Origin of the sequence: Clostridium sp. AF17-21AC (genome assembly GCF_003461365.1) — a bacterium.
In the GTDB taxonomy this organism is placed as follows: domain Bacteria; phylum Bacillota; class Clostridia; order Lachnospirales; family Lachnospiraceae; genus Coprococcus; species Coprococcus ammoniilyticus.
On record NZ_QTWY01000003.1, the window covers coordinates 90,100 to 107,976 of the forward strand.

Consider the following 17,877-nt stretch of genomic DNA (forward strand, 5'->3'; position numbering starts at 1 on the left):
TCAGGCAGATACTTAGTGGCATCTGTTTTTTTAACAGTCAACCAGAACATCTGATATTTTGGAAAGGGGAAGTTTTATGAAAAAACATCTTATCTCATGTATGGCAGGAGCAGTCCTTGCAGCCGGTCTTATCTTCGGAACTGCATTTCGCTCAAATGCTGCAATGCCGGCTTCCGGTTTTACAACAGCGCCGGTCTTTGCCGTCGCATCGAATGACGACATGCTTATCACTGACAGTGTGATCACACTGACTGTCAAAAACGGAACTGACATTACAACAGAATTAAACACAGCTTTAAAAGCGGCCAGAGATATGGCAGATCAGACGGACAGTATCATTACTGTAACCGTTCCTTCCGGTTCTTATACCCTGTCATCGACAGCCCGTATTTTCAGCAACACCACATTAAATCTGAAAGGTGTTACACTGACCTGTGCAGACAATGGTAAATTCAACATGATCATATCCGGTACTCCCGGCTCCTACAAAGACCAGACAAACTACAACAAAAGTGATCTCTGCACCGGATATGATGGATTTAAAAATATAACGATCAATGGCGGAACGCTGATCGGGAACAGTGAGAATACTTCCAGTATGATCCGTCTCTTTCATGCAACAAATGTGAATCTGTCCGGTATCACCCTGTCGGGCGGCGGCTGTGTGCATCAGATGGAGGTCTGTGCGATCAATGGCTTCTATGTAAAAAACTGCACTTTCAAAAATAACGGACGGGAAACCGGTGTGACAAACGCTCACGTCAACCAGGAAGCCCTTCAGCTTGATACTCCATGTAAAGAAGCCGCATTTCCGGGTGTCGTTCAGGATGGCACAACAATGAAAAACGTTGAGATCACCGGATGTAAATTTCAGAATGTCATCCGTGGCATTGGCAGCCATACACTTCTTCTGGGTGCTTACCATGAGAATATCAAGATCAATAACAATACCTTCAATAATGTTATGGAAGAATGTATTATCGGACTTAACTACCGCAACTGTGAGATCAAAAACAATACGATCACAAACTGCGGCGGCGGTATCCTGTTCCAGAATTTTAAATCCTACGAAGGCTCTGTTATTTCTACCATTCTGGACAGTAAACAACCATACAAAGGAAAGATCATCTACGATCTGAACTCTGTCATCAGCGATAACACGATCACCTTAAAGTATTCTCCATCCTGTGAGAATCCTGCAGCTATTAAGGTATTTGGCCACAACCAGTTGAAAAAAATGAAAGGTGCGGACGGTAAATATTTCCCTACCGGAAATTATTACATTACCGGTGTAACCGTATCCAATAACAATATCACAACAGCCGTTACCGGCATCCACATCACTGATGCCTGGAACTGTACCTTTACAAACAATACCGTTACCGGAAAGGGATTCAGCGCAAAGGATCCTCTGAAAAATGAACGAGACGGCATCTTTATTCAAAGCTATGCAAAAGGACTTGTCCTGTCAAACAACAAGGTTTCCGGAATGACCGGACACGGTATTGCCATTCATTTCTCATCAACGGCTAAGGATATTATCAGCAACACAATTTCCAACTGCGGCGGTTATGGTATCCACATCTATCAGAACAGCGGTTGTACCGGTTTATTATCCAAGAATAAAATAAAGAAATGTGCAAGCGGCGGCATCAGTCTCAGTACAAACTCTACGGTGGCAGATATTCTATCCAATACCATCACCGGCGGCTGTACAGATACAGGTATCAGCCTGTACAATAACTGTGAAGCCGGAAAGATCAAAAACAACACGATCACAGCCATCGGCAAAAATGCTCCTGCGATCAAGCTGTCTCAGAAGTCAGCCTCTAAAACCATAACCGGAAACAAGATCCAGGCAGGATCTGCAAAATATTCCTGTGGAAGAGCAATCTTCCTTTATAACGGTTCCAAGGTTCGCGGTTCCATTATAGGCAACGCTATGGAAAACAGCAGCGATACTGCGATCTGCATCTCCACAAAGTCAACCGTAACCGGAGGAGTTACAAACAACCAGATCCTGTCAGCCGGAAAATACGGTCTTCAGGTCTTCAACGCATCGACTATAAAGAAAACGGTTTCAGGAAATACGATCAAGAAGGCAGCAACAAGCGGTATTAATATATGCAGTACCAAAAATGTGCTGACAATCGATAAAAATACAATATCCGGAAGCACCAAGGCAGCCATCTATGTGCAACCGGCTTCCACACAATATAAAGTGACAGTTAAAAACAACACTATTACCGGCAATAAAAAAGGTCCTGGCGTCTCAGCTCTCCAGGCAAATATCAAAGTGACCGGCAATAAAATATCCAAAGTGACCTTCGGTGTATATGCAGACCAGAAGTGCAAAGGCAACATCTACTCAAATAAAATTTCCAAAGCCTCCCGCCGCAAGGTATACACTGCCACTAAAAAAGTGAAGCTAAAAAAATAACCCCTCCGAAATGGAGATATCACTTATTGAAAGCCCCCTATAATACATTTATGCCGCAGAGCGCAAGCGTTCTGCGGCATAAATGTATATATGTCTCATTATTTATATATGTTATATTTTACAGTTCTAGTCTAATGTGACTTTAACCTTTTTGAGGTTCCAGATTTCTTTTGCATACTCTTCGATTGTTCTGTCTGATGAGAACTTACCGGAGCATGCTGTATTCAACATAACCATCTTAGCCCAGTTCTTCTCGTCTCTGTAAAGAGTATCGATCTTTCTGTGAGCTTCTACATAAGAAGCAAAATCCTTAAGAATGAAGTATACATCTTCGTTGATAAGTGAATCATACAGATCTCTGAAACGATCCGGATCATCAGAAGAATACATACCATTGATAAGCTGTGTAAGAACAGTTCTTACTGCTGCATCATTGTTGTAGATATCCTTTGGATTGTATCCACCTTCACGCTCATACTTCATAACCTCTTCAGCTCTTAAACCGAAGATAACTGCATTTTCTTCGCCAACTTCTTCAACGATCTCTACATTTGCACCATCCATGGTTCCAAGTGTAACTGCACCGTTTAACATGAACTTCATGTTACCGGTACCGGATGCTTCTCTGGAAGCTGTTGAAATCTGCTCGCTGACATCTGCTGCTGCGAAGATCAGCTCTGCATTGGATACTCTGTAGTTCTCAATAAATACAACCTTGATCTTACCCTTGATAGATGCATCGTTGTTGATAACATCTGCAACGGAGTTGATCAGCTTGATGATAAGCTTTGCTCTCTTATAACCGGCGGAAGCCTTTGCTCCAAAGATATATGTTGTTGGATACATATCATATGATGGATTTGTCTTCAGCTCGTTATACTGATACATAACATGTAAAATATTAAGAAGCTGTCTCTTATACTCATGAAGTCTCTTAACCTGTACATCAAAGATAGAACGAGGATCTACATCCACGCCATTATGCTCCTTGATATAATTTGCAAGACGGATCTTGTTCTGGTACTTGATATTCATAAATTCCTGCTGATACTTCTCATCAGTAGCATATACTTTTAACTTCTTCAGATTTGAAAGCTTAACGATCCATTCATCACCGATCTTATCTGTGATCCAGCTTGCAAGAAGCGGATTACCATGAAGAAGGAAACGTCTCTGTGTAATACCATTTGTCTTATTGTTAAACTGCTCAGGTCTCATCTCATAGAAATCCTTCAGCTCTCTCTCTTCCAGAATCTTTGTATGAAGTGCCGCAACACCATTTACAGAGTAAGAACCTGCGATAGCAAGATGTGCCATCTTAACCTGACCATCATAGAGGATAGCCATGTTCTTAACCTTATCCTGGTTGCCCGGATACATAGACTGGATCTTCAGTACGAATCTTCTGTTGATCTCTTCTACGATCTGGTAGATACGAGGAAGTAATCTTGAGAATAATTCGATCGGCCATTTCTCAAGAGCCTCAGCCATGATCGTATGGTTGGTGTATGCACATGTTCTGGTTGTGATATCCCATGCGTCATCCCACTCAAGACCTTCTTCATCCATAAGGATTCTCATCAACTCTGCTACAGCAACTGTTGGATGTGTATCATTCATCTGGAATGTAACTTTATCCGGAAGATTATGAATATCGCTGTTCTTCTCCTTGAATTTCAGGATTGCTCTCTGAACAGATGCCGAAATGAAGAAGTACTGCTGTCTCAGTCTTAATTCCTTACCTGCATAGTGATTATCATTTGGATAAAGAACTTCAACGATTGTCTTAGCAAGGTTCTGCTGCTCAACAGCCTTTTCATATTCACCCTTATCAAATGAATCAAGGCAGAATTCCTGATCTGCTTCTGCATCCCAGATACGAAGTGTATTTACAACATTGTTGCCATAACCGACAACCGGAACATCATATGGTACGGCACGAACTGTCTGATAACCATCCTGAATAAAGTAATTTCTTCCATCTCTGTTCTCAACTCTTACATAACCGCCAAATTTAACTTCTACAGCATACTCCGGGCGCTTGATTTCAAATGGGTTGCCATCCTTTAACCAGTCATCCGGCAGCTCGATCTGATAACCATCCTTGATCGCCTGCTTGAACATACCATAACGATAACGGATACCACATCCGTATGCCGGATAACCAAGTGTAGCAAGAGAATCCAGGAAACATGCTGCAAGACGTCCCAAACCACCGTTGCCAAGTGCTGCATCCGGCTCCTGATCCTCAATCAGATTCAGATCAAATCCAAGTTCATCCAATGCTTCTTTTACTGCATCATAGTATGTCAGATTGATCAGATTGTTTCCCAGGGCTCTACCCATCAGGAACTCCATGGACAGATAGTAAACTGTCTTAACGTTCTTCTTCTCATATTCCTTATGTGTTGCTATCCATCTGTCTATTATGTCATCCTTAACAGCGTAGCTGACAGCCTGGAATACCTGCTGTGGAGTTGCCTCTTCGATTGGTCTTCTGTACAATGTTTTCACATTTGTAATAACCTCTTTTTTGAAGCCCTCTTTGTCGAAATCAATCAACTTTTTCATTTATCGTATCCTCCTTGAAAATTGCACGCCAGAATGCATCCCTGACGATTTTTCTATAATCAGATGCCGGTATCATCCGGATCCTTTATATCTCTTTCGTCCTGATTCATCATAATAACCGATTTTACCATGAGAATTTTTGGAAGAAACCTATATTATTTTAACAAAAAAACATGTATTTCTCAATACATGTCTTAATTTTTTGTAGAAAAATACATATTTTTTAGACCAAAGTCTAATTAATCTTGCAATTTTACAATGATTTTTCAGTTATTTTCTGTTTTTATAGTTATTTATACGCTCTTGCCCTATGCAACATGCCAATATCTGAACAGTTTCATAAGGGATTTTCCTTCTAATAACCGCCTGAATAATAGCCGCCACAAGGGAAACAGCACATATTTCCACCACAGCAGGAGAGACAAAGCAGGGTAGTGCAGAATGTATTACAGCATTTTGTCATATCCCGGCCTGACATATCCATGCCGTAGCCCTGTCCCTGATCCATATACCATTTCGATCCGCTCTTGATCTGTTCGTATGCCTGCTTGTATTCCATATTATCTGGCTCTAACTGTATCGCTCTCTGAAGCATCTCAAGCGCCCGGATCTGATTACCAAGTCCGGCATTGCACACACCGGAATAATAATGCCATTTTGCATTATGATCCTGAATCTGGTTCAATACTGTTCTTGCTTCCTCATAACTGCCTGACCGCAGATAGTTTCTGGCTGCCTGAAAATATCTGGAATCCTGATCGTTTGGATCATAGTCCTCCCGTCTTCCACCGGTATAACCACCGAACCCACCAAACGGTCCAAAGCCGCCATAGAATCCGCCAAACGGATCTGTCTCATCATAAGTCGTTCTTCCACCGCTGTTGCTGTTTCGGTAACTGCCTGAACCATATGAACCATTTCCATACGGGCTGCCATATCCACCTGCTCCGTATGAATTTCCATAACCGGTATCACCATCCATAATCGTCTTGTATGCCTGCTGGATCTCTTTGAACTTCTCCTCAGCCTCGGCTTTATTTGGATTGTTGATATTCGCATCCGGATGATATTTTCTGCTCAATCGTCTGTATGCACTTTTTACTTCATCATTACTGGCACCATGCGGCAATCCCAGTACTTCATAAGGATCTTTCATTTATTCTCCATTCTGCCTGTTATCTGCTTTGCTACCGCATCTTTCGGCAGTTGCTTTATAATAATTATTCCATATGCCAGAATACACGATATTCCTGAGAATTTCCACATTTTTTATGATCGGAAGCTTCTCAAATTCTCTGGCACATTCTGCCGCCTGCATCATCAGGACTTCTTTTACCCAGTCTGCAAGCATCTGCCATTCCTCCACCGGAATGTCCTCTGTCTTCGTTTCTTCACTGCATGTCAACTTGTGTATCAGTGGATTAAAGCTGTGTCTTTTCCTGTCTTTTTCGATATCATCGTAAGCGTCCAGAATATATACAAATCTTCCAAGATAATAACCGATCTTTCTCAGATTTTCTTCCCATGCATCAGCTCTTACGGCAAATATCTCTGCCAGCACTTCACCAAAATATCCTGATAGACGATCCAGATCTTCACTGTTTTCTTTCTCAAGCTCACTAATCTTTGCAAGCCGATCTGCAATAGTATCAATCTTTTGTCTGTAATCATATAACCGGCTGTCTTTCTTTTCCAGCTCTTTCTTCGGTATTAAAAGCTCCGCATACAGCTTACGAAACAGCTTCTTATCATCTGTCCAGTCATCCATGCATTTATAATATGTAAGAATACGGTTCATATCCGCTGCATAATCGGAGTACAGATTTCTAGCATATTCATGCTTTGTCATCGGATGGACCACACACCTTTTTGTACCCCGCTCCTCTGACGGCTCATACAATCCGGTAAGCAGCAGCACCAGAAATGTCATATCGTAGCTTAATGACAACTGGCCTTTTGCGCCCTGATCTTCTTTTAACGCCCTGCACAACCCGCAGTAATACCTGTGGTATTCGTCAAATTCTTTAAATTTCATTTCCTGCTGGTTTACTACTATATATCCAAACACGCACCTGTCTCCATTCAGCTTTTCTTAATAAAAGTATTCCCACATTTCGGACATCTTATCTCGATCCTGCCCTTGCCTCGTGGAATCCGGATCATCTGCTCACAACGTGGGCAGGTAAAGATCCTATAATCTTTTCCGGCTTCTTTGCTTTTCTTCATCCGTTTAAATACATTTCGAACGCCTGTCGTGTGGCTTAGAAACCACTTATTTTCTTCCGCACGTTTGTCATATTTCTTAGAAAAGATGCGCACATATCCATAGATAAAAGAAGCAAGTCCAAGGAAATACAAAACTCCTGTCTTCGCCCAGACATCTATGATGATCAGGAGCACTCCTGTCCAAGTCAGAAATGACGAAAACTGGTCATTTCCATATCTTGTTCGCATAAAGTTATAAATCTTATCTCTCATATCAGCACCATTCTTTCTTTGCCCTGCAGATCTGCTGCCATTTCAGTACCTTCAGGTCATTTATTCTATCTATATATTTCCAATCCGATGTTCGTAATATTCTGCCTATCCAAGGATCATTGCAGATTCCTGCAACTGTCTGTAAGCATCCTTTATATTGCCTGCTTCTATATCCGTGATCCGGTCAGCATCCGTCCGGCATACGAGCTTCTTCAGATATTCCAGATCTCTCCGAATCTTCTTGATCTGAGCCTTATCCAGTTTCTGACTTTGTACCTCTAGCTGATTTTCTACTTTATATACATATGCTTCAGCTTCATTCCAGATATCCATATTTTCCTTGTTGCCCTGAGTTTCTTCCTCATACCGCATGGCATCTTCTCTTGCCCGGCGAATCTCTTCCTCTGAAAGATTCGTACTGGATGTGATAACGATCTGCTGTTCCACGCCTCTGCCAAGATCCTTTGCAGATACCTTTAGGATACCATTTACATCAAGATCAAATGTAACCTCGATCTGCGGAACTCCTGCAAGTGCTCGCTTGATTCCACTCAGGCGGAAGTTACCAAGCAGCTTATTATCTCTGGTATATTTGCGTTCGCCCTGATACACCTTTACCTCTACATCACGCTGGAAATTTCCGGCCGTCGTAAAGATCTTGGATACCCTGGTCGGAATTGGTGAGTTTCTTGGGATCAGTACATTTGCAATACCACCTAAAGTCTCGATTGACAGAGACAATGGTGTTACATCCATCAGCAAAATATCATTTACCTTATTCGTAACGGTCAGACCACCACTGAGCTTTCCTCCTTGAATCGCAGCTCCCATCGCAACGCACTCATCCGGGTTGAGATTCTTCGAAAGCTCTTTTCCGGTTATCCTCTTAACCTCGTCCATAACGGCAGGGATTCTGGTTGACCCACCAACCAATAATACCTTATCTAAACTTCCGGCTGATATACCTGCATCCCGAAGTGCCTGATTGACCGGACCGTCTGTCCGTTTTACAAGATCATCTGTCAGCTCATTGAACAACTCTCTGGTTATGAGCATATCGAGATGCTTCGGCTCGTTCTTTACGACCGTGATAAACGGAAGATTGATATGAGTCTGCAGCGTACTGGATAATTCCTTCTTTGCCTCTTCGCATGCTTCCCGGATACGCTGTACCGCTGTTATATCTTTCTCCAGATTGATCCTTGTTTCTTTCTTAAATGACTTTATCACATACTGCACCAGACGCTCGTCAAAATCATCACCACCAAGATGATTGTCGCCTGCAGTTGCAAGAACCTCGATCACATGATCTCCGATCTCAATCACGGATACATCAAAGGTTCCGCCACCAAGGTCATATACCAGAATCTTCTGTGCCTGTCCGTTATCCAGACCATAGGCAAGTGCCGCTGATGTCGGCTCGTTGATGATTCGAAGTACATTTAACCCTGCGATCTTTCCGGCATCCTTCGTCGCCTGTCTCTGACTGTCATCAAAATACGCCGGAACCGTGATGACCGCATCATGAACCGGCTCACCTAGATAGTTTTCTGCATCCGCTCTTAACTTTGACAGAATGATCGCCGATATCTCCTGTGGTGAATAATCTTTTCCATCTATTCTTTTTCTATATGCTGTTCCCATTTCTCTCTTGATCGATGCAATGGTTCTGTCTACATTTACCGTAAGCTGTCTCTTTGCAGCATCCCCCACCAGTCTGTCGCCATTTTTCGTAATGGCTACTATCGATGGTGTGGTACGGTTGCCTTCGGCATTCGGTATGATTGTCGCCTGTTCGCCTTCCAGAACGGCCACGCAGCTATTTGTCGTTCCTAAATCTATTCCTATTACCCTGCTCATGTATGATCTCCTATTCTGCATCAATTATTTAAATTATTTTTTCTTACACTTTTTCTAGAATGTATGATAGACAAGTTTTTTGAATAAATTGTGTATAGTTTATAAAGCAAGTATAAAGTGTTTCATAAAACTTTGGCTGCTGACAAATACGAAAACATGCTATAATGAGCATTGCTATGGAATGTGTCTTCATATACCGGCATAATGCGAAAATACTGTTTATTTTCGCAAATATCTAACAAACAGAAAGTGGTGTTTTTATATGCGAGAGAAAACAAAAGCAATTCTTTATATAATTCTGGCCGGTGTCGGTTTTTCTTTTATGAACGTATTCGTACGATTATCCGGCGATCTTCCTACGATTGAAAAAGCATTTTTCCGTAACCTGGTCGCAGCATTCATAGCGCTTGTTGTCCTGATCCGAAGTGATGTCGGACTGCATTATGAGAAACGACATATTCCGATGCTGTTTATGCGGTCGATCTGCGGCACACTCGGTATCATGTGTAACTTCTATGCAGTCGATCACATGAACATCGCCGATGCTTCGATCTTAAATAAGCTGTCACCGTTTGCCGCTGTTATCTTCTCGATCTTCCTGTTAAAGGAAAAGGCAAGTCTGAAACAATATGCTGCTCTGATCGGGGTATTCATCGGTGCTTTATTTGTTATCAAACCATCCCTGAACTTCGCTGATTTTGCTCCGGGTCTCATCGGTTTTACCGGCGGTATGGGTGCAGGCGCTGCTTATGCGGCAGTAAGATATCTAAGCAACCACGGTGCAAAAAATCCACAGATCGTATTCTTTTTCTCCGCATTTTCGACTCTGGTCATGCTGCCATTTGTGATCGCCTTTTATAAACCGATGTCTCTTTTTCAGTTGATCTGTCTGTTAATGGCAGGTGTCTCCGCTGCTGTCGGTCAGTTCTCGATCACGGCTGCTTATTCACATGCTCCGGCAAAGGAAATATCGATCTTCGATTATTCACAGATCATCACCTCGGCAATCCTTGGTTTCATCTTCTTCAGCCAGATTCCGGATGTATTGAGCTTTATCGGGTATGCCATTATCATCGGAATTTCTTATCTGAACTGGCGTGCAGGATTAAAAGCAGATGCAACCGGCAAGTAAATTTAGATATTTTTTATAATTATTACTATAATATTTCTTGTTATTTGTATATTGTCAACAACAGCAAAGTGTATTACACTGTATTTGACAGGTGTTTTTGCCTTGTTTTTGTAGAAAATATATAAATTGATTTGTGCAGTATATACAAGTCACCTGCACACAGTTACATAATAGGAGGTATTATTTATATGGCTAACAGATTTGTATTAAACGAAACATCTTATCATGGAGCAGGCGCAATCGCAGAGATCGCTACAGAGGCTATCGGCCGTGGCTTCAAGAAAGCATTTGTCTGCTCTGATCCTGATCTCATTAAGTTCGGTGTTACTAAGAAAGTAACAGATGTTCTGGACAACGCAGGTCTTGCATATGAGATCTATTCCAACATTAAACCAAACCCTACGATCGAGAATGTTCAGTCTGGTGTTGCTGCTTTTAAGGCTGCTGAAGCTGATTACATCATTGCGATCGGTGGCGGATCATCCATGGACACAGCAAAGGGCGTTGGAATCGTGATCGCAAATCCGGATTTTGCTGATATCAGAAGTCTTGAGGGCGTTGCTCCTACCAAGAATAAATCCGTACCTATCTTCGCTGTACCTACAACAGCCGGAACTGCTGCCGAGGTTACGATCAACTACGTTATCACAGATGTAGAGAAAAACCGTAAAATGGTATGTGTGGATCCAAAAGACATTCCAGTCGTTGCATTTGTTGATCCTGAGATGATGAGTTCTATGCCAAAGGGTCTGACTGCTGCAACCGGTATGGATGCCCTGACACATGCGATCGAAGGTTACATTACCGCTGCTGCATGGGAATTATCTGACATGTTCCACTTAAAAGCAATCGAGATTATTTCCCGTTCCCTTCGTGGTGCTGTAGCAAATACACCGGAAGGCAGAGCTGATATGGCACTTGGCCAGTATGTTGCCGGTATGGGATTTTCAAATGTAGGTCTTGGTATCGTTCATTCTATGGCTCACCCTCTGGGAGCTCTGTACGATACACCACATGGTGTTGCAAATGCGATCATCCTTCCTACTGTTATGGAATATAACGCAGAAGCAACCGGCGAGAAATATCGTGAGATTGCCCGTGCTATGGGAGTTGCCGGCGTTGACGATATGACACAGGAAGAATATAGAAAGGCAGCCATCGATGCTGTTCGTCAGCTATCACAGGATGTTGGAATTCCTGCCGACTTAAAAGATATCGTAAAACCGGAGGATATTCCTTTCCTTGCTCAGTCTGCATATGATGATGCATGCCGCCCAGGCAATCCAAAGGAGACAAGCGTTGAGGATATCACCAAGCTGTACGAGTCATTGATCTAGGATTTATATAAAAACAGGGATGTAACATCGAGGGCATCATAATCATTATGATGCCCTCAACGTTATATCCCTGTTTTTTATTTTATTTACATCTCACGGAATCTCTTATATCTTGCAGCAGCAATCTCCTCGCCGCTCATTCCATCGAATTTCTTCAGGAATTCCTTGGCATTCATTTTAATGAATTTACCGATATATGGGACAGATTCTTTATCTGCTCCGCCATACTCAGGAATCACCTTCTCGATCACACCAAGTCTTGAAAGATCCTGTGCGGTAAGCTGCATAACCTCTGCCGCCTCCTCTGCACGATTGCTGTCCTTCCAGAGAATAGATGCATAGCCTTCCGGTGAAAGAATGGAATATACTGCATTTTCAAGCATCCATACTTCATTACCAACTGCCATAGCAAGTGCTCCACCACTGCCGCCTTCACCGATCAGGATACAAAGTACAGGAACTTTAAGGGCTGACATCTCGTAAAGGTTTCTTGCGATTGCTTCACCCATACCACGCTCCTCTGCTTCCAGTCCACAGAATGCACCAGGTGTATTTACAAATGTGATGATAGGACGATTGAACTTCTCTGCCTGTTTCATCAGACGAAGTGCCTTACGGTATCCATCCGGAAGCGGCATACCGAAGTTACGCTCCATACACTCTGTCATGCTGGAACCCTTTACCTGTGCGATCACTGTTACAGGCTGTCCATCGATATGACCGATACCACCAACGATCGCTTTATCGTCATTCATTGTTCTGTCTCCATGGATCTCATGGAAATCTTCACAGATATAATCAATATAATCAAGTGCGCAAGGACGAGTCATCTGTCTTGTACCACGAATTTTCTCCCAAGGAGTCTTATTCTCAACAGAAGTCAATCTCTCCTTTAAGATCTCGCTGATATCAAACTTCTCGTCTTCTTCCTTATCGAAGTTTGCATAACCGGTTCTCTGTTTATGTGTAACGATCAACTGATACATGGTATCCTTCATCTTATCTCTGGTGATAATACCATCAATAATACCATGCTCTACCAGGAACTCTGAACGCTGGAAGCCTTCCGGAAGATCCTGTCCGATCGTCTGCTTGATAACACGAGGGCCTGCAAATCCAACCAGAGCACCAGGCTCACCTAAGATGATATCGCCAAGCATTGCAAAGCTGGCTGTTACACCACCGGTTGTAGGATCTGTAAGGATCGATACATATAACAATCCGGCTTCCGAATGTTTCTTCAATGCTGCGGAGGTTTTTGCCATCTGCATCAGGGAAATGATACCCTCCTGCATTCTGGCACCACCGGAACAACAGAACATGAATACAGGAAGCTTTTCTTCTGTCGCACGCTCAACCGCTCTGGCAATCTTCTCACCAACAACATAGCCCATACTGCTCATCAGGAATCTGGCATCACAGATACCGATCATAGCCGGCTCACCATTGATCAGAGCCTTACCGACTGTAACCGCTTCTTTCAGTCCTGTCTTTTCCTGCGCAGCCTTAACCTTATCCTCATATCCGGCTGTATTTAACGGATTTGACATCGGCATATCTTCAAACCATGGTTCAAATGACTTTGAATCTGTTACCATCTTGATACGGTTCTTTGTCTTAACACGGAAATAAGAACCACATTCATAACAGATATATTTTGCCTTTACAACTCTCTGCTTATCAAGCTCAGCTCCACACTTCGGACATTTTACAGTCTCCGGTTTTGGCTGTTCTGTTTCGACAGCCTTCATTTTTTCCATCTCGGCTTCTTTTGCCTTTTTCTTAATAAATAACATTTCTTTTTACTGCTCCTTATATTTCTGTAAAAGAATACATGCATTATGTCCGCCAAATCCAAGAGAATTGCTGATCGCACAATCAACCTCCTGCTCATATGGCTCTTTACAATAATCAAGATCCAGTTCTTCTTCACTCTCATGAAGACCACGGGTTCTGTGGATATAGCCTTCCTCGATCGTCTTTGCTGTAACGATACATTCGATCGCACCTGCTGCACCAAGAAGATGTCCTGTCATAGACTTTGTAGAATTAATCTTGATGTCCTTTGCATGATCGCCAAATGCTTTCTTGATTGCTCTGGTCTCAACCAGATCGTTTAAATGTGTACTGGTTCCGTGTGCATTGATATATGCAACATCCTCCGGGGATACGCCTGCATCTTTTACAGCATTTAACATAGCTTTTGCAGGGCTCTCGCCTGAATCTTCCGGTGCTGTGATATGGAATGCATCACTGGAGCATCCGTATCCGCTGATCTCTGCATAAATCTTTGCGCCACGCTTCTTAGCATGTTCCAGTTCCTCTAAGATCACGATACCGGAACCTTCACCAAGAACGAAACCATCTCTCTCTTTATCAAATGGAATTGAGCATCTGTCCGGATTATCAGATGATGACAACGCTGTTAATGCATCAAATGTCGAGATACCGATCGGTGAAACTGCTGCTTCTGTACCACCGGCGATCATTACATCTGCATCTCCATACTGAATTGTACGGAATGCTTCACCGATACTGTTTGTACCGGATGCACATGCTGTAACAACATCAATACTCTTTCCCTTGCAGCCAAGCTGAATCGCAATATTACCTGCTGCGATATTGCTGATCATCATAGGTACTGTAAATGGGCTTACACGATTCGGTCCCTTTGTCATGATCTTCTCATATGCACTTTCAAGTTCCTGAAGACTTCCTACACCGGAACCAACACAGGTTCCAACCATGTATGGATCTTCTGCTGTCATGTCAAGCTTTGCATCTGCAACTGCTTCCTTTGCTGCTGCAACCGCGAACTGTGAAAATCTTGCCATTCTTCTTGCAGCCTTTGGATCAATATAATCTTTTGCTACAAATCCTTTTACTTCACCTACAACCTTGCACTTATATTCTGATGCATCAAACTGTGTAATCGGTCCAAAACCATGTCTGCCTTCTTTTAAGCCGTTCCAGAACTCATCCACATTCAAGCCAAGTGGAGTAACCGCTCCCATTCCTGTAATCACTACTCTTCTACTCATATTCAATAATTCTCCTTAATATAAAGTATGATTTCCATTTTCTTCCATATGTATACCATCCAGATTATCTGTGAAAGATATAGAAGAAATCCTGCATTGTTAAATTCTATAAAAATTTACTTTGTCAGCTTATGTATAAACCACACATACTGCACAGAATGCATGGTTACGCCGATATTGTACTACATTTTACAAAAATATGGAAATAAATCTTGTAAAGTTTTTATTAATTATCTCACGATTTCACGACATACTTCGTCTTCCGACAACATTTCTCCACTATTTTTCTTTTCGTATTGAATAGAAAAGATAAATTTCTTACTGATGAAATAATTCAAAAAGATCACAAGGATCGATGTAAACACCTTAACGCCCATCGCATTCCATTTCAGTCCGGTGACAAGCGCAAAGATAATTCCCGTTTCGATCAGAAGTGTAGATACCCGGCTCAGATAGAATAATGCCAGTTCGATAAAATATGCCTTTACCGTGGCTGCCTTTGTGTGGAATACAGATTTGCGGTTTGTCGCAAATGACACATAGTTGTACAAAATCCACGACATATAATTGGCATAGATCTCATTTATCCCGCATTTGTACATAAAAAACCAGGCAGACCCTAAGTTCACTGCCCCTACGAGTATGCCCCATGCGATATATATGTATATTTCCTTTGGTATTTTGCGTAAAAGTTTCATACCATTCTCCCTATAGTCCTGATATCGGAAGCTGCTTGAGTGTCGTCTCTTCTTCCGGAAATTCCCGGACGATGCGATCATACATTTTACGGTTAAAAGCTTCCCTTTCTTTATAATTGAATTTCAGAATGTTCTTATAGCCCCATAAATGTGTGAAGATATCCTGGTTCTCGATCTGTGCCGAACCGGGAAAAAAAGATGATATCTGCTTTCCCTGCTTCTCTGCGCACATCGCAAGAAGCCGCTGTTCCGCAAATACCATATGGCAAAGATTCTCCTCTGTCTCCAGACAATTCTCCATAAATGTGATCGAACTGTCAACATAATAATTCTTAAACGCTTCATCCGCGATATATAACATACAGGTATTGACCGGAAGAACCTCAAAGCTCCAGTCCGGGTCAAACCGATACTCCTGCTTCATATGGAAAAACTCTTTTCCCGGATACACATCAGGGAATATCCCTTCTCTGTGTATTGCACAGATATCCGTATCTTTTATAATATTCCGTATATCTTTCCAGATGATCAGATCCAGATCCACCATGACCGCTGGCATCTGCATTTTTTTCAATGAATATAATTTGCCGGCTGCCCAGAACACCTTTTCCGGTACCGCTTCCGGCACTGTAATTTCCTCGATTCCGAGATTCCAGATGTGGTAGAGACCCATTTTCTCGACAAATGCGATTGCTTCTGCATCGGCGCACAAACGGATCCCCCCATTGTGTTTTCTCCACATCAACGCCGAAAGGATCATCGTAAGGACTTCATAGTCCTGCATCCAGTACTCTTCTGTATGTCTCCCTGCCATATAAGGTTTTGACCATAAAGAATGAAATCCTTCCATATGTTGTCCTTTCAAAATAATTGAAAACCAGCTAAATATTGATTAGCTGCAGACTCTTGACCTTCTCAGTCAAGGGGTGCTTCCGCTCTATATTAAATCCAGCCCATAGCCAAATGTGCTGTTTCCGCCTTTTCTGCTGCATGGTCGTTTTGACCGGTTTATAAGCTGCCATTCCGGCGGCATGTAATACCAATGCGGAATATCATAATCATCTGCCCCGCCATCTGTTGCCTGATAAAATGTCGGTGTGTACCGGCTGCCTGCTAAAAATCCACGCTGGCTGCCATTCTCGTATTCCCACTCATACATCCAAGGTCGATTACTGCTTGTCCAGAATTCACGATTGCTGCCCGTCAGATAGCCTCGGTTGCTGCCATAGAAAAAGCCGTTCCGGCTTCCAAAAAAGAATCCCCGATTGCTACCTGTCAAAAACTCCCGCTGACTTCCAAAAAGGAATCCCTGCTGACTTGTCCCCCAAAATCTACCTTGACTTCCAAAGAAATTTCCACGTTGACTTGTCCTAAACAGACTTCTCTGGCTACCACCGAATAGACTTCTCTGGCTGCCATTCTCATATTCCCACTCATACATCCAAGGTCGACTACTGCTTGTCCAGAATTCACGTTCACTACCAACAAAAGTTCCATGTTGACTGCCTGCTAATATTTTGCTCTGGCTTGTACCGAATAAGCTTCGTTGACTGCTCATCTGGCTTCCAGATACATCCGTACGATTTCCTTTACCGCCATTCTGCGAACCCTGTATCCTCACGTTCTCTGCTTTCTTCTTATAATCAACCGGGATCAATATATTTCCGTTAAATTCCACACTAAAAGGCCTGCCATTCCACATCACATATGTGCGATACGGATACAGCCTGCCCTCATGTGCGATCAACTTCATATAAACAGGAATTCCACCTGTTTTTTCTTCCAACTGTCTTGCCTGTTTTCTTGTTGCCTTTATAAAATAACCACCCGAAGGCAGTCTGTCATTCAGGATGGAATTCAATTCCTCATTCCACTCTATATAAACATTAAATTCCCCATTATCATTACGATAGTTTCGCATATCAAAAAAAACCAGACCGGCAGCCACTGGAAGCATGTTAGAAATTCTGTTATCAAATTGTGAAAGTTCCTCTCCAGTTCTCTGCAAAAACAATGAATATACGAAATTCATTCAAATCTCCATTCTGACACCCACAAATATGCTGTCCCAATTTTTCTGTCTCACAGGCGTCATTTGTTCGCCCTTCACGCTAAAAAAGCGCTACAATCCCATACTAAATACTCATGATATTATGGTAAACCATTTACCCATTTATTTCAAGAAAAATCACACTTTCTTGCAATGAAAAATCAGCAGAATCAAAACTGCAAAAGCCACAAATATTAACAGCCGCAGAATTCCTGCAAATAGAATAATCATCTTTAGACATAGACAAAAGCCGGACACTATCTCTTTAAA

At 42.4% G+C, this 17,877-nt stretch carries 13 protein-coding genes; 3 read left to right on the top strand and 10 right to left on the bottom strand.

The annotated features are described in order from the left end of the window. The first annotated feature begins 76 nt into the window (after window positions 1–76). Window positions 77–2,440, top strand: a complete 2,364-nt coding sequence (locus tag DWW85_RS05545) for a right-handed parallel beta-helix repeat-containing protein (protein WP_117807888.1) — start codon at window positions 77–79, stop codon at window positions 2,438–2,440. 126 nt (window positions 2,441–2,566) lie between these two features. On the opposite strand, the gene DWW85_RS05550 is transcribed toward DWW85_RS05545, so the two are convergent. From DWW85_RS05550 to dnaK, 5 genes are all read right to left on the bottom strand, one after another. After that, window positions 2,567–5,011, bottom strand: a complete 2,445-nt coding sequence (locus DWW85_RS05550) for a glycogen/starch/alpha-glucan phosphorylase (RefSeq protein WP_021944316.1) — start codon at window positions 5,009–5,011, stop codon at window positions 2,567–2,569. A 355-nt stretch (window positions 5,012–5,366) separates the two neighbouring features. Further along, window positions 5,367–6,167, bottom strand: a complete 801-nt coding sequence (locus tag DWW85_RS05555) for a DnaJ domain-containing protein (protein ID WP_117807890.1) — start codon at window positions 6,165–6,167, stop codon at window positions 5,367–5,369. Then, window positions 6,168–7,079, bottom strand: a complete 912-nt coding sequence (locus DWW85_RS05560) for a DUF5685 family protein (RefSeq protein ID WP_117807891.1) — start codon at window positions 7,077–7,079, stop codon at window positions 6,168–6,170. It lies immediately after the preceding gene. A gap of 14 nt (window positions 7,080–7,093) precedes the next feature. After that, window positions 7,094–7,489: a hypothetical protein gene (locus DWW85_RS05565; protein WP_117807893.1), complete on the bottom strand. Its 396-nt coding sequence runs from the start codon at window positions 7,487–7,489 to the stop codon at window positions 7,094–7,096. Window positions 7,490–7,594: 105 nt separating this feature from the next. Beyond that, window positions 7,595–9,349, bottom strand: a complete 1,755-nt coding sequence (gene dnaK / locus DWW85_RS05570) for a molecular chaperone DnaK (RefSeq protein ID WP_117807895.1) — start codon at window positions 9,347–9,349, stop codon at window positions 7,595–7,597. 262 nt (window positions 9,350–9,611) lie between these two features. Between dnaK and DWW85_RS05575 the strand changes: the two genes are divergently transcribed. Then, window positions 9,612–10,481 (top strand): DMT family transporter, encoded by an 870-nt coding sequence (locus DWW85_RS05575; protein ID WP_117807897.1) that lies wholly within the window; start codon window positions 9,612–9,614, stop codon window positions 10,479–10,481. A 188-nt stretch (window positions 10,482–10,669) separates the two neighbouring features. Further along, window positions 10,670–11,818 (top strand): lactaldehyde reductase, encoded by a 1,149-nt coding sequence (gene fucO, locus DWW85_RS05580; protein WP_117807899.1) that lies wholly within the window; start codon window positions 10,670–10,672, stop codon window positions 11,816–11,818. 86 nt (window positions 11,819–11,904) lie between these two features. Here fucO and DWW85_RS05585 read toward each other — a convergent pair whose 3' ends face one another. From DWW85_RS05585 to DWW85_RS05605, 5 genes are all read right to left on the bottom strand, one after another. Then, window positions 11,905–13,614 (bottom strand): acetyl-CoA carboxylase carboxyltransferase subunit alpha, encoded by a 1,710-nt coding sequence (locus DWW85_RS05585; protein ID WP_117807900.1) that lies wholly within the window; start codon window positions 13,612–13,614, stop codon window positions 11,905–11,907. A gap of 6 nt (window positions 13,615–13,620) precedes the next feature. Then, window positions 13,621–14,859 carry a beta-ketoacyl-ACP synthase II gene (fabF, locus tag DWW85_RS05590; RefSeq protein ID WP_117807902.1) on the bottom strand — a complete coding sequence of 413 codons (1,239 nt, stop codon included), beginning with the start codon at window positions 14,857–14,859 and terminating at the stop codon, window positions 13,621–13,623. A 230-nt stretch (window positions 14,860–15,089) separates the two neighbouring features. Further along, complete coding sequence (locus DWW85_RS05595) at window positions 15,090–15,557, bottom strand: GtrA family protein (RefSeq protein ID WP_008401732.1); 468 nt, start codon at window positions 15,555–15,557, stop codon at window positions 15,090–15,092. 10 nt (window positions 15,558–15,567) lie between these two features. Then, window positions 15,568–16,407: a DUF6734 family protein gene (locus tag DWW85_RS05600; RefSeq protein WP_309295076.1), complete on the bottom strand. Its 840-nt coding sequence runs from the start codon at window positions 16,405–16,407 to the stop codon at window positions 15,568–15,570. A gap of 87 nt (window positions 16,408–16,494) precedes the next feature. Beyond that, window positions 16,495–17,589, bottom strand: coding sequence for a hypothetical protein (locus DWW85_RS05605; RefSeq protein WP_117807905.1), 1,095 nt, complete (start codon window positions 17,587–17,589; stop codon window positions 16,495–16,497). Between the last annotated feature and the right edge of the window lie 288 nt (window positions 17,590–17,877).

Bases quoted from the DNA above. Each gene is read 5' to 3' on its own strand.
- DWW85_RS05545 (WP_117807888.1), top strand. From the start codon at position 77: ATGAAAAAACATCTTATCTCATGTATGGCAGGAGCAGTCCTTGCAGCC.
- DWW85_RS05550 (WP_021944316.1), bottom strand. From the start codon at position 5,011: ATGAAAAAGTTGATTGATTTCGACAAAGAGGGCTTCAAAAAAGAGGTT.
- DWW85_RS05555 (WP_117807890.1), bottom strand. From the start codon at position 6,167: ATGAAAGATCCTTATGAAGTACTGGGATTGCCGCATGGTGCCAGTAAT.
- DWW85_RS05565 (WP_117807893.1), bottom strand. From the start codon at position 7,489: ATGAGAGATAAGATTTATAACTTTATGCGAACAAGATATGGAAATGAC.
- dnaK (WP_117807895.1), bottom strand. From the start codon at position 9,349: ATGAGCAGGGTAATAGGAATAGATTTAGGAACGACAAATAGCTGCGTG.
- DWW85_RS05575 (WP_117807897.1), top strand. From the start codon at position 9,612: ATGCGAGAGAAAACAAAAGCAATTCTTTATATAATTCTGGCCGGTGTC.
- fucO (WP_117807899.1), top strand. From the start codon at position 10,670: ATGGCTAACAGATTTGTATTAAACGAAACATCTTATCATGGAGCAGGC.
- DWW85_RS05585 (WP_117807900.1), bottom strand. From the start codon at position 13,614: ATGTTATTTATTAAGAAAAAGGCAAAAGAAGCCGAGATGGAAAAAATG.
- fabF (WP_117807902.1), bottom strand. From the start codon at position 14,859: ATGAGTAGAAGAGTAGTGATTACAGGAATGGGAGCGGTTACTCCACTT.
- DWW85_RS05595 (WP_008401732.1), bottom strand. From the start codon at position 15,557: ATGAAACTTTTACGCAAAATACCAAAGGAAATATACATATATATCGCA.
- DWW85_RS05600 (WP_309295076.1), bottom strand. From the start codon at position 16,407: ATGGAAGGATTTCATTCTTTATGGTCAAAACCTTATATGGCAGGGAGA.
- DWW85_RS05605 (WP_117807905.1), bottom strand. From the start codon at position 17,589: ATGAATTTCGTATATTCATTGTTTTTGCAGAGAACTGGAGAGGAACTT.